This is a genomic window from Pseudoalteromonas sp. S1609, from assembly GCF_005887255.1.
In the GTDB taxonomy this organism is placed as follows: domain Bacteria; phylum Pseudomonadota; class Gammaproteobacteria; order Enterobacterales; family Alteromonadaceae; genus Pseudoalteromonas.
In genome coordinates this window covers 16,237-30,017 of sequence record NZ_PNDJ01000032.1, presented here as the reverse complement: position 1 = coordinate 30,017, position 13,781 = coordinate 16,237, and the positions used below count along the sequence as shown (strand labels likewise).

Annotated in this window: 10 protein-coding genes; 4 read left to right on the top strand and 6 right to left on the bottom strand. The window is 40.3% G+C overall.

Annotation, left to right across the window (positions count from 1 at the left end; translation table 11 throughout):
• Nucleotides 1–32 precede the first annotated feature (32 nt).
• Nucleotides 33–1,400: a hypothetical protein gene (locus CWB76_RS09210; protein WP_138607031.1), complete on the top strand. Its 1,368-nt coding sequence runs from the start codon at nt 33–35 to the stop codon at nt 1,398–1,400.
• Between the two features lie 37 nt (nt 1,401–1,437).
• On the opposite strand, the gene CWB76_RS09205 is transcribed toward CWB76_RS09210, so the two are convergent.
• The 6 genes from CWB76_RS09205 to CWB76_RS09180 form a co-directional block, all read right to left on the bottom strand.
• Nucleotides 1,438–1,692: a DUF3862 domain-containing protein gene (locus CWB76_RS09205; protein WP_138607029.1), complete on the bottom strand. Its 255-nt coding sequence runs from the start codon at nt 1,690–1,692 to the stop codon at nt 1,438–1,440.
• Nucleotides 1,693–1,717: 25 nt separating this feature from the next.
• Complete coding sequence (locus CWB76_RS09200; protein ID WP_138607027.1) at nt 1,718–2,554, bottom strand: peptidoglycan binding protein CsiV; 837 nt, start codon at nt 2,552–2,554, stop codon at nt 1,718–1,720.
• Nucleotides 2,554–6,027, bottom strand: coding sequence for a transcription-repair coupling factor (gene mfd / locus CWB76_RS09195; protein WP_138607025.1), 3,474 nt, complete (start codon nt 6,025–6,027; stop codon nt 2,554–2,556). Before mfd ends, CWB76_RS09200 begins: the two co-directional genes overlap by 1 nt.
• Nucleotides 6,028–6,077: 50 nt before the next feature.
• Complete coding sequence (locus CWB76_RS09190) at nt 6,078–6,971, bottom strand: carbon-nitrogen hydrolase (protein ID WP_138607023.1); 894 nt, start codon at nt 6,969–6,971, stop codon at nt 6,078–6,080.
• Nucleotides 6,968–8,023 carry an agmatine deiminase family protein gene (locus tag CWB76_RS09185; RefSeq protein WP_138607021.1) on the bottom strand — a complete coding sequence of 352 codons (1,056 nt, stop codon included), beginning with the start codon at nt 8,021–8,023 and terminating at the stop codon, nt 6,968–6,970. The genes CWB76_RS09190 and CWB76_RS09185 overlap by 4 nt, the downstream gene beginning before the upstream one ends.
• 120 nt (nt 8,024–8,143) lie before the next feature.
• Nucleotides 8,144–8,746 (bottom strand): PilZ domain-containing protein, encoded by a 603-nt coding sequence (locus CWB76_RS09180; protein ID WP_010389613.1) that lies wholly within the window; start codon nt 8,744–8,746, stop codon nt 8,144–8,146.
• Between the two features lie 287 nt (nt 8,747–9,033).
• Between CWB76_RS09180 and CWB76_RS09175 the strand changes: the two genes are divergently transcribed.
• Genes CWB76_RS09175 through CWB76_RS09165 form a run of 3 tightly spaced genes read left to right on the top strand, consistent with a single transcriptional unit; the run spans nt 9,034 to nt 13,694 of the window.
• Nucleotides 9,034–9,591 (top strand): RNA polymerase sigma factor, encoded by a 558-nt coding sequence (locus CWB76_RS09175; protein ID WP_010389615.1) that lies wholly within the window; start codon nt 9,034–9,036, stop codon nt 9,589–9,591.
• A complete protein-coding gene (locus CWB76_RS09170; protein ID WP_138607019.1) occupies nt 9,588–10,652 on the top strand; it encodes a FecR family protein in 1,065 nt (354 codons plus the stop codon). The genes CWB76_RS09175 and CWB76_RS09170 overlap by 4 nt, the downstream gene beginning before the upstream one ends.
• A gap of 9 nt (nt 10,653–10,661) precedes the next feature.
• Nucleotides 10,662–13,694 (top strand): TonB-dependent receptor plug domain-containing protein, encoded by a 3,033-nt coding sequence (locus tag CWB76_RS09165; RefSeq protein WP_138607017.1) that lies wholly within the window; start codon nt 10,662–10,664, stop codon nt 13,692–13,694.
• Nucleotides 13,695–13,781: the final 87 nt, after the last annotated feature.

Sequence of the window (13,781 nt, the reverse complement as noted above, 5' to 3'; positions counted from 1 at the left end):
TAAACTCAGGTAAGTAAAATTAGGAGGCACCATTGTTAAAGCAAGACGAAAATTTATCGTTTGTTATTGAACCGCAATTATCACCGCGTGCAGAGCAGCGTCTCGATCTTTATTTTTCTATCCCAAATGAAATGGGAATTAATGCACAAACACTCAGCGAAGAGTCTTACTTTAATAACCAATTTAAATCTTTTGTAGCCTATAACGCGAATAACATTCACCTTCCATTAGTGCGAAGCCGCTTTGTGAGTAAAAACAAAGGTGAGCAGCAAGACTACCGACAAAATTTAAATTTATATTGTTATCAAGTACGTCTCGCCATTGATGCTGATATTAAAGATGCGTTAAAAATTCAAGAAAGCGATGAATTTTATCAACGGGCCATGGAGCTTTGCGAGCAAAGCCAAAGCTTACTCAGAAAACTCAGACGTTACACCCCAGATAACGAAAAGCTGATCCCGTTTTATACCAATGCTGATAATTACCTAAGTTGGCAAATTGAACAAACTTTTTTAAAGCTGCTTGATGAAGGGCCGCGCAGTAGCGATCACGCAAAAGAGCGAAATGACTTATTAAACTTTTGTAAGTCAGAAAGTGAGTACCGAGCAGAGCAACAATATAATTCTGACTCAACACTTAAAGACGCCAACAGAATCACCAATAAAATGCGCCTATTGCAGCGTTTAATAGAGCATGGGGTGATTTTACAGCGCCAAACCCGTTATCTTAATAGTTATTTAAAACGGTTGGTAAAAGGCTCTGTAACAGCCGTTATAATGGCTTTTGTGATGGTGGTTATTTTAAATGCACGTTCTACCTTTACTGAAATAACCGCTTCATTGATTTTGATTTTAGGCGTTATTTACGGGTTAAGAGAGATATTTAAAGAGGATATCACTCGTATTATTTGGCGTGCTATTGTGCGAGGGCGGCCAAAATGGCGCTTTATTTTTAAAAACAGTATCACAAAAGATAAAGTAGCGAGCCAGTTTATTTGGTTAGAATATACGCGGTTTAAAAAAATCCCTAAAGAAGTGAGGAAAATTTTCTCTAAGCGTCGTCAGCAAAATAAACAGGCGGCACAATGGCTGCATTTTGCTAGTGAAACGCGGGTCAGTGCTAAAGAATTTTTGCCAGGCTATGATAGCTTACAACAAACATTGCAATTTAATCTTGCACCATTTGCACGTTATTTAAAAAAGGGGGAAGGGAAGCTCTACCATTTAGATAATAATAAAATCTCTAAGCAAGGAGTTGAAAGACGCTACCAATTAAATATGGTATTGGTTTTAACCGAATCTGATAATGCGCTGTATCAGCGCTATAAAATCACTTTAAATCGCAGTAAAATTGTTAATATAGAGCTGATTTACACCAGCGACAGTAAAAAAGAGGAATAACACAGGTTATTCCTCTTTTTTACTTAACTAAACTAGACTATTTATCCGTTAGTCCTTTTTTACTGTATAGCGTTACTTTGTCTGATACTAAGGTAATTTCGATATTTTTAGCGTCATTACCCCAAGTACAGCTGGTATGCAGTGTTTTTTCCACACAATTATCAGCACTACCTAACATGGCTTCAACTTCTGTTTTGTCCATACCTATTTTAATCTTTTCGTAATTTTCTAAGCTTACTTTTGAGCAAGCAGCAAGACTCAGTGCCGCTGCAATAATGAGTAATTTCTTCATTGTTATTTTCCTTGAATAAATACCGTTAATGATTAAATTTTCGAATTTGCACAATCATCCCCATACGAGGGTGATCAAAATAATGAATATCTTCACTGAAAACTCGCCTAAACTGTGAAAAGCGGGCTGATTCTAGATCGCCATTGTCACGTTTTTCACTTATATCAAAGTGTGCATTAATGAATAAGTAATGGCGCAAGTGTATTTTAAATAGTCCATCTAATTCCCATTTCATTTCGGGAGATTGAACTTCGTCAAACAGTGGCTCAGGCGTATTTATTAAGCTAATAAAATCAGAATCTGCGTAGCTAATCGTGGTGTTCATATTGTTTTTTAATTGGCTGCCTGCAAACAAGTGAATGCTAGGCGAACGTGATTTGCTCGCACCTTCAAATCGCCACCCAGTATGTAATAAAGGAGTTAACCCTTTACGGTCTAGGGCTTGACGTTGTGATTCAAACTGCAACTGCTCAGGGGCTAACAGGTAAGTTTGCTCCATCGTCTCTTGTGCAGGTGCTTGAGGGATCACTGGCAGTACATCGTAACTCTTGACATAATCAATGCTGTCGTTACACGCTGCTGACTGAGGGTTTGAGTTGACTAGAGTGTCAGCAAAGGTACGCTTTTGAAAACGCGGATCGCCGTTTATACATGCGTCCATTGCTTGGCTTTTATAAACAGGGCTTAGTAAATCTAAGGTGTTTTTATCTTCAATGGCGTCGTGCTTTAAGCTAAAGTCTTCTTGTAGGTATGGGGCAAAGGGTTGTTTAAATATCAACACTTCTACTTCAAACCAACGCTCTGCAAATGCAGTACTACTAAACAAGCAGCATAAAACAACCAGCGATTTTTTCAGCAACATTAATGGCTAACCTTTTTTTCGAAATCTGCAATCATAGCAGTGATCATTTTTAAGCGTTCACGGGCATTCGCCTCGCTAATGGCAAAGCGTAATTTATTTGCGCCATCCATCTTATAAATATGTGGCGCACTTTGTATCAAACCAATAATGAAGCTAGGATTAACCTTAGTGTTTTGACTAAACTCAAAGTAGCCCCCTTTCGGGTTAGCCTCTATTTTGGTTATGCCTAGATTACTCGCTTGCATCTTTAGTTGTTGTAAACTAAATAAGTTTTTCGCTGCATCGGGTAATAAACCAAAGCGGTCTATTAATTCTACCTGCAGCTCATCAATATCAGCAAGGTTAGCACAACTTGCTACTCGCTTGTACATACCTAAACGCGCGTTAACATCATGAATATAATCATCAGGTAACAAGGCAGGTAACTTTAAGTCTACTTCTGTTTGTTTTTGTAATAGATTTTCAAGGGTTGGCTCTTGACCATTTTTAAGTGCGTTAACGGCCTGCTCAAGCATTTCCATGTATAAATTAAAGCCAATGGTTTGCATTTGCCCTGATTGATCATCGCCTAATAGCTCACCCGCACCACGAATTTCTAAATCATGAGTTGCTAATGCAAAGCCTGCACCTAAATCTTCCAATGAGGCAATCGCATCTAAACGTTTTTTCGCATCTTTAGAGAGTGCCTTAGGGTTACCGGTAAGTAAGTAAGCATAGGCTTGGTGATGGCTTCTACCTACACGTCCGCGCAATTGGTGTAGCTGAGCAAGACCAAGTTTATCGGCTCTATCCATAATTATGGTGTTTGCTGTGGGCACATCAATACCGGTTTCAATAATCGTGGTACACACAAGGACATTGTATTTTTGATGATAAAAATCGGTCATTATTTGCTCTAGCTCTTGCTCTCGCATTTGACCATGTGCAGAGGTTACTGTTGCCTCAGGCACCCATTCGCTAATTTCTTGAGCGACACGTTCAATGGTTTCTACGTTGTTATGTAAAAAGTATACTTGGCCGCCACGTTTAATTTCACGTAGTACCGCTTCGCGAATAAGCTCTTCGTCGCGTTGGCGTACAAAGGTTTTAACCGCTAAACGTTTAGCCGGTGGAGTGGCAATAATTGATAAATCACGCATGCCACTCATCGCCATGTTTAATGTACGCGGAATAGGGGTTGCGGTCAGAGTGAGTATGTCTACATCAGCTCTCAGAGCTTTAATTTTTTCTTTCTGACGAACCCCAAATCGGTGTTCTTCATCAACAATTAACAGGCCTAAATCTTTAAAGTTGATATCTTGTTGAATCAATTTATGAGTGCCAATAACCACATCTAGCTTGCCATCATTCATTCTTTCTAGGGTTTCTTTTTGCTCTTTGGCCGAATTAAAACGCGATAGCACCCCCACTTCAATTGGAAAATCAGCAAAGCGGTCTTTAAAATTATCGTAGTGTTGTTGAGCAAGTAGGGTGGTAGGGACTAAAATAGCCACCTGCTTATTATCGTTAACCGCTACAAAGGCTGCCCGCATAGCTACTTCGGTTTTACCAAAACCAACATCACCACATACTAAACGATCCATGGCTTGTTTTGACTGCATGTCACCAAGTACCGCTTCAATGGCGTTACGTTGATCATCTGTTTCTTCAAACGGAAAGCTATCACTAAATTGGCGATAAGCTTGGCCATCAAGCGTAAACTTATTACCAGGCTTAGCCTGGCGTTGTGCGTAAATATCGAGTAACTCAGCAGCCACATCACGGACTTTTTCAGCGGCGCGTTTTTTTGCTTTATCCCAGGCATCAGAGCCGAGCTTATGCAGGGGCGCACTGGCCTCTTCACCCCCAGAGTAACGACTAAGCATATGAAGTGCCGATACCGGCACATACAGTTTTGCTTCACCTGCATAAGTAATGGTCACAAATTCAGTCACCACACCGGCGGCATCAATCGTTTGCAGCCCTTGATAACGGCCCACACCATGGTCAAGGTGCACAACCGGTTGTCCTTCTTTAAGCTCTGCTAAGTTACGAATTAACGCGTCTTGGCTTGCTTCATATTTGTGCTTACGGCGTCTGCGTTGTGATACTTTGATCCCAAGCAATTCTTGCTCGGTAATAATGCTCAAGCTTGGTTTAGTACTAAGCACCACACTTTGCTCAAGCGGACTGACAATTAAACCAACGTCATTACTGCTGTTGGTAAACTGCTCAAAGCTATCAAATTCTTTAAATTTTAAGCCGCTGGGTTTTAATATACTCAGTAATGATTCGCGTCGACCGTCCGACTCAACACTAATAACCACTCGGCCTTTTTTCTTTTTTTGCTCAGCTACATAGTTAATAAATGCATCGTAGGGTTGGTGTTGTTTATGATCGATGCGTACATTAGGCAATTCATTAACTGCGAGATTTTTATTGCCCGCTTTTGTCCCTAGCTTTGCTTGCGATAGACGAATGCGGCCATAATTACCTAAATTGGAAAACAGCTCATTAATTGGCTGATATAACTCATCGGGCGGTAATAGTGGGCGCAGAGGATCTACTCGGCGGTTCTCATAGCGTACATTAACATCGTGCCAAAAGTTATCTGCTGCATGCTCTAAATCCCCTAATTGCATGACGGTTGTTGAGTCAGGCAAGTAGTCAAAAATGGTTGCTAAGCCTTCAAAAAACAGCGGCATGTAGTATTCTATACCTGCTGGCCAATTACCCTTGCTGACCTGCATGTAGACTGAGTCTTGCTCAGCACTTGCGCCAAATTTTTCACGATAGCTTATTCTGAAACGTTCAATATCTGATTCGTTAGTAGGAAACTCATGAGCAGGTAGTAGCTCAATTTTTTCTACTTTATCGTCTGAGCGCTGAGTTTCCACATCAAATAAACGGATGGTATCAAGCTCATCATCAAAAAAGTCGAGCCTAAATGGATGCTTACTCCCCATGGGGTATAAATCAACAATTGAGCCGCGTATAGCGTACTCGCCATGCTCCATGACTTGTTGCACATGTAAGTAACCCGCTTGCTCTAAATTGTCCCGCAGGGCATGGGTATCTAATCTGTCGCCTACTTTAAAATTCAGCGTTGAGCCGTATATAAATGATGCTGGGGCAGTGCGCAGCATCAAGGTTGATACCGGCACAATGAGCACGCTTTGTTGCTCTTTTTTCAGTGTATTGAGTGTTGCTAAACGTGCTGAAATAATATCTTGGTGGGGAGAGAAGTGATCATAAGGCAATGTTTCCCAATCTGGAAAAACCATTACTGGGTTATCAGGCAGCAAGTACTCTAATTCTGTTTCAAGGCGCAGAGCACTTGGTGTATCAGGGGTAACAATTAACACTAAGTTGTCTTGCTGCTTAACACCTTGTGCAATAGCAATGCTTAAGCCACTGCCTAGAAGTTCGCCCCATTGAATTTTATCTTTTTGAGATTTTACCCAAGGCAAGGCTGCCCATTGCTCAAACGCCATTAATTACTCCATTAAATTAGGCTCTTAACAAGTAAGAGCCACATTATTATTTAGTCACGGTAAATTTTTGTTAAATCTTGATAATGATCAATTCTACGGTCGCGTAAATACGGCCAGATACGTCTTACGTTCTCGCTGCGTTTTTGATCAAGTTTTACCATTAATATTTGTTCATTTTGGTTATCAGCCTCTGCCAACATTTCGCCTTGAGGGCCTGCAATAAAAGAGTTGCCCCAAAATTGAATGCCGTCACTTTGACCGCTCGGATCGCTTTCACGACCAACTCGATTACAACTAATTACCGGAACGCCATTAGCAACCGCATGCGCTCGTTGTGAAATAACCCAAGCATCTTTTTGGCGGGTTTGCTCGTCTTTATCGTCGCGTGGATCCCAGCCAATAGCTGTCGGGTAGATTAAAAGTTCAGCACCGGCCATTGCCATTAAACGCGCGGCTTCAGGAAACCATTGATCCCAACACACCAGTACGCCAAGCTTACCGACTGAGGTTTGAATAGGCTCAAAGCCTAAGTCCCCGGGAGTAAAGTAAAATTTTTCATAAAACCCTGGGTCGTCTGGAATATGCATTTTACGGTATTTACCTGCAATGCTGCCGTCTTTTTCAAGCACCACGGCGGTATTGTGATAAAGACCCGTAGCACGTTTTTCAAATAATGACGCTACAATCACAATACCAAGCTCTTTGGCGAGTTCACCTAAAATATTACTACTCGGGCCCGGTATTGTTTCGGCCAAATCAAATACATCAACGTCTTCGGTTTGGCAAAAATATAAACTGCGGTGTAACTCTTGTAATACAACAAGTTGCGCGCCTTTACTAGCTGCATCGCGAATGCCCGCAATTGACTTTTCAATATTATGTTCAGCGTTGTCACTGTTGCTTTGTTGCACTAAGGCAACTGATAAATGTGCAGGGCTTGTCATTGTGCTGCTCCAGCTAAAAATCCACGAGGTAATTGCATTGTAATACAGTGAAGACTGCCAAATTGCTCAATAACAGGTAAACAATTTACACCAATAATTGTGTGCTCTGGGTATGCTTTTTGAACTTGTGTTAAAGCACGTTGGTCGTTTACATCATCATAAATAGGCACTAATACTGCGTTATTTATAATTAAGTAATTTGCATAGGTGGCAGGTAGACGCGTATTTTCATCGTCATACACGGCTTTTGGCCACGGTAACTCAATTAGCTTATATGGGGTGTTATCAGCAGTTTTAAAGCTTTGTAGTTGTTTTTCCATGGCATCTAGCGCGCTAAAATGCTCATCGCTTTTATCGTCACATTTTACATACACAAGGGTGTTGTTAGGTGCAAAGCGAACGAGCGTATCAATGTGGCTATCGGTGTCGTCACCGGCTAAATAACCATGATCAACCCATAAAAAATCAGTAGCGCCTAAGTGCGCTTTTAAAAGTACTTCTATGTCACTTGGGTTTAAATCAGGGTTACGGTTTTTATTCAGTAAACATTCGCTGGTTGTTAGCAATACACCGCGTTCATTAATTTCAATACCACCGCCTTCAAGCACCATATCGAGGGCTTGATACTGGTTACTTGTATTACTTAGCTGTTTAACTAATGTGTGGTTTATTTGATTATCAAGGGCGCTTTCAAACTTATTACCCCAGCCATTAAAGGTAAAGTCGAAGACTTTTAATTGATCTGGCTTTTCTATAGCGCTGCACGTAAGTGGGCCATGGTCACGCGCCCACGTGTCGTTAGTAGGAGTAACAACAAAATATACACGGGTTTGCTCGATACCAGCATCATTTAGTAATGAGCTAATGTGGGTTTTTAATACCTCATCATGAGCAACAATCACTAAGGCTTGTTGCGCAGTAATATGTTTCGCAAGTTCAATATAAACGGGTTCAACACGTGCTAAATTATCAGCCCAATCGGTATTTTTATGAGGCCATGTAAGCATAACAGCATCTTGCTCGGCCCATTCAGGTAAAAGTCTAAAGTTCATGGATTTTTAATACAAATAAAGATGGGGCTAGTTTAGCAGTTCAATTACAGCTAAGTCACTTTTAAATAAACGTTTGAACTACAATTTAAAGCGATTTAAACCAGTAAATAAACACTCGTGTTACTCGTTTGAACTCTCTTTCGCTTTTTCAAGTTGTTGGCGCTTTTTAAGTTGGCGTGTTTGCGCATGTAAACTGGCTCTAACAACCAACTCTTGATCACTGTCTCTTATTGATACGAATAGCAGGGTATACTGGTAATGCTCATTGTCTTGTTTTTCTATAGCAACAACTTCGCTATAACAATACACCGCAGAGGCTTCATGCTGTAAAAACAGTTTGGTACGAAATTTCTGACCTAATGTGTACAAATGTTCACTGGTAAACTTAATTCCGCCGCCGCCATAACTATCGCAATAAATTGAGTTATCTTCAGGTTGTTCTGAAGCTAAAATATGGCTCATGATCAAATCTATCTTACGCGACTGGGCTTGTAAAAACGTCGTCAGTTCTTGGGCAATATCTCCTAAATTACGCAAAGGACCCAAAGCACTTTGATCTAAACTACTGACTTCGTTAGCAAGTTTAAATAAAGGCGGAATATCTGCGTCTAGTTCAGCCAAACTTTTTGGTACCACTGCGTCATCTACGGCAAATAGATTGACGCGATTGCTCTCTTCGATTTGAAAGTAAAGCTCAAAATCAGCTAATTTTTGATTATTCATTTTTAACTCCTAGCCTCTATCCGTTAATAGTAGCGTTGCGGTTATTAAATTACTACACAGCAACCCAATAAAAATTAAGCTAAATAAGGGTTTGGCTTCACTATAAAAACGCTAGGGGTGCTACTTTTTATACAGCCATAATGATTAAGAACATAATAAATATTAATACATTTATACTTAGTGCGTATATTCGCAACTAATAAATAACCAATAATTAACAAAATGCCTTGTAATTAACCATAAAACTCGTAATCTTACCGTAATAATAATAACAAGGGACTACCCACGTGGCTCGAGGAATTAAATTAGCCAGTACATTCTCAGATATATCCACGCAACTGCGGCGCTTTGTGTCTAAAATTGTGTTACCTGACGATGTTGATGATATTGTTCAAGAAACCTTTGTTAAAAGTTATGAAGCAGAGCTAAAACAAGATATTCAATACACCCGCAGCTATATGTTGAAAACAGCTAAACATCTCGCCCTAAATCATATAGCTAAATGGGATAATAAATTTAGTACTCCTTTAAATCACGAAACTGAACTTCCTAAATTGCTTAAATCAATGCAATTAGAAGATGAATACACCTCCAAAGAACGTTTTTTACTATTTTGTCGTGCTACTGAGCAGCTAAGCCCTGTAGTGAGAAAATGTTTTATATTAAAAAAAGTATATGGGATGAGCCAAAAAGAGATCGCACAGCAAATGCAGCTAAGTCAAAGTACGGTAGAAAAGCACATTGCTAAAGGGCTACTAAACACCATGCTATATATGCGCGATCAAGTGCAAGATGAGAGTGAACATTGCCAACAAAGTGCGAACATAGTGAGGGCAGTAAAATGAGTAACATCCATCAATTTACTTCAAAAGAATTAATCTTAGAAAAAGCATCGCAATGGATAAGTGCGATTGATCGTGGCTTAAGTACACAAGAGCAAGAGCAATTTAAACTGTGGATGCTACAAAGCACGGCTCATCAGAATGCGGTATATGAATTAGCACAATTATGGGATGACTTAAGTGTGCTTAACGAGCTCAGCGTATTGTTTCCTAATAAGCACTCTGCAGGGCCTTCCTATGTATACGGTATTGCGGCAAGTGTTGTTGCAGCCTTAATGATGTGTAGCTACTTTTTGCTAAACATGCAGAGCAACTTTAACCAAGATCTCGCTAAAGTAAATTACACAAAAATTTATAAAACAAAGGTTGGCGAGCAAGCAACCTATGTTTTACCAGATGGCACAATAGTTCAGCTTAATACTAATAGTTCATTGGAAGTAGCTTACAGTCAAGGACGCAGACAGTTATTACTAAGTCGTGGAGAAGGGCGTTTTAATGTAGCTAAAGATGCATCACGCCCGTTTAGTGTTATGGCGGGGGATAAAAGCTTTACCGCGCTTGGTACAGTATTCAACGTGCAGCGCAATACCTCTTCTGATCTCGAATTGGTAGTCACTGAAGGTAAAGTGATGATCACCGACCCTAGTGTTGCTGTTAATGCTGACGATTTTAAAGCGTATCAACAAGCTGATAACAGCAACCAAGATATCCGCCAAATTAATGCCAACATTGTGATTTCTGGTGAAAAAGCCATTATTGAACAAAGCGTTACCAAACCAATCACACAGTTATCGGTTGATGATGTACAACGTGATTTAGCTTGGCAAAATGGCATGTTGATATTTAATGGCGAAAAGTTAGTTGATGCCTTAAATGAGGTTAGCCGTTATACCGCCACTCGGTTTGAATTATCATCTGATGAATTAGCGCGCATTAAAGTGGCAGGCGTTTTTAAAGCGGGTGATGTTGCAGGGCTTTTAGAGAGCCTACAAAATAACTTTTCAATTGAACATGAGCGTTTAGGCGAGCATGTTGTTAGTTTAAAATATCAAAAAAAATCATAGGTAATGGTAATGAAAATCACGCCATTGTTAATCAATGTTACTCATAAGGGTGTAAAAAGTAATTTAAAGATTAAAAAAATGATAAAAACCTATAGAGGATTTTTGTTTGCTAACTGTTTATATAAGTTGCGCAGTAACCATACGTGTTATTTAAGTCCGCTGGGACTCGTTGCACCGCTGTTTTTTAGTATCAGTGTGCATGCGAGTCAAACTGAGGGACAAATGATGCAGTTTGATATAAAAGCGCAACGAGCAGACAAAGCCTTAATAGAATTTGCTAAGCAAACTGAACAAACAGTGGTTTTTTCGTATGAGCTTGCTAAACAGTACGAGGCAAATTCATTATATGGATTTTATTCTCAACTCGATGCGTTAAACGCATTGTTAGCTGAGACTGAGCTCGATGCGGTTGTTGATCAAAATGGTTTACTGAGTATTAAACTCAAACAAATCAATAGGAAGAATAACAACATGATGAAGCTTTCAGGAGTTAGTGCTGCCATATTACCTGCTTTACTTGCAGTTAATTCACAAGGAATAAATGCCGCTGAACAAAGCGCAGAACAAAACATCGAAAAAATTGCTATTGTAGGTAGTCGTGTCGCAGGACGTTCAGTTGAAGACTTACCTGTCCCCGTTGATATTTTAAGTGCAGAAGCACTCGAAAACACCGGCCAAACAGAAGTTGGCCGCATGCTTCAAGCTATCGCACCTTCTTTTAACTTTTCAAGTTCATCTATTAGTGATGGTACTGATGCATTAAGACCTGCAACGTTACGTGGCCTTGGCCCTGACCAAACATTGGTATTGATCAATGGCAAGCGTCGTCACCAAGCAAGTATTATTCATATTAATACCTCGGTTGGTCGTGGTACTGCGGGTACTGACATGAATGCGATTCCAGCCTCAGCAATTAAACGTATTGAAGTGCTTCGCGATGGCGCTGCAGCTCAATATGGTTCGGATGCAATTGCCGGTGTTATTAATATTGTGCTAAAAGATGGCAGCGAAGGTGGTAAAGCGGCCGTTAACTACGGTGAGTATTCAGAAGGTGATGGCGAAACCGTTAATATTGACTTTAATAAAGGCTTTGCTTTAGGTGATAACGGTTATTTAAATACAACTATTAACTACCGTGACCGAGCACCGACTAACCGTGCAGGCCTTCATGGTTCATGTCAGTTTTATGGCTGTACTGAACTTTCTGATGGCACCTTGCTTGCAGGTGATCCACGCGAATTAACCGCACCACGTGATACATTCAGAATTGGTGACGCTGATTCACAACAATTTGGTTTAACAGTTAACACCGGCTACGAATTAGGAGCGGGTGAACTATACGGTTTTATTACCTATTCAACTCGTGATAACGAATCAGCGGCATTTTTCCGTCATAATGCCAATGCAGGTGGTAATCCGGTACTTCAAGATGGCGATGCAACTATCCCAGCTGGCTTCTTACCTAAAATAAATACCACGATTGATGATATTTCCTATAACTTTGGTTATAAAACTGAATTTGATAACGACTCAAGCTTAGATTTATCGTACACCTATGGTGAAAACAGTATTGACTACACGACCAGCGATACTATTAACGGCTCTTACGCGAATTTTTTACGTTATGACCAAGGCCTAAGTGCAGCAGATATTCGCGCCACGATTCCCCGTCAAGGTTACGCTTATGGCATGGAGCTATCACTGCAAACGATCAATCTTGATTTTACTCAAAATTTTGATGACTACTCGTTAGCAATGGGTGCTGAAATTCGTACCGATGAGTACCGAATTTTAGAGGGTAGTGAATATGCATATCGTGATTACGATACCAACAATGGTGTTAATATTTACGATGGACTAAGCGGTGGTATTGGCAGCGAAAACGCATCCGGTGGCACACAAGGCTTTGGTGGTTCATCGCCAGCATCTTCGGTTGATGAGTCGCGTGATGTGATCTCATTTTACTTAGATGCTGAAGCTTACGTTATTGAAGATGTAATTATCTCAGGGGCGTTACGTTACGACAATTACAAAGGGTTTGGCGATACAGTTAACTTTAAACTAGCCGGTAACTGGTCAGTAACTGAAGATATTTCACTTCGTGGTGCGCTAAGCTCAGGCTTTAGAGCACCTTCAATGCAACAGTTGTATTTTAACAACATCAGCACACAGTTTGTTGTAGGCCCTAATGGCAATTTAGTGGCTGAAGAAGTAGGGACCTTTAGAAACGATTCAACCCTTGCGCAAAGTTTAGGTATTCCTAAGCTCTCAGAAGAGAAATCTCAAAACCGCAGTTTAGGTATCGTTTATAACGTAAGCGATAATATTAATGTAACCTTAGATTACTACTCAATCGATATTGACGACCGTATTGTAATTAGTAATCGCTTAGGTAAAGGCTTATCAAGCAGTCTTGATGCTGCGTTATTAAGCTCAGGTGCGGGTGCAGGGCAGTTTTTCTTAAATGGCGCTGACACTGAGACACAAGGTATCGACTTTGTTGCTACGTGGAATACAGAAGGCCTAGGCGGCACGCTTGATTTTACATTAGCGGCTAACTTTACAGAAACCGATGTCGTGTCGTTATTTACACCAGCAGGTTCTGGTCTTGAAACCGTGCCAGTCGATGATGTGTTTTCTGATCAAGAAATTTCTATTATTGAAGAATGGCAGCCAGAAGATCGAATTAACTTAAGTGCACTTTATCGTCGCGACGACTGGACCGTAAACCTATCGCTTAATCGCTTTGGTGAATATACAGTGGAAGATGGCGGCCGCCAGACTTATGGTGCTGAAATTTTAACTGACATCAAAGTAAATTACTTTGTGACTGACGATTTATCAGTAAATATTGGCGCAAATAACGTATTTGATGTTTACCCGGATGAAAACACCATAGGTAATTCACGTTCAGGCACAATTGTAGATGCTCAAGGTAACACCATTGTCAGCAGCGATGGTGTATTTAAGTACTCACGTCGTTCAGCGCCATTTGGTTTTAACGGTGCTTACTACTACGTAGGTGCAGAGTACCGCTTTTAATAACTCTCCTATTGTTATTTAACAACCAAAGGGCCGTAAGGCCCTTTTATCGTTTTTATGGTTACAGTGTTTATAGTGTCATAAAAA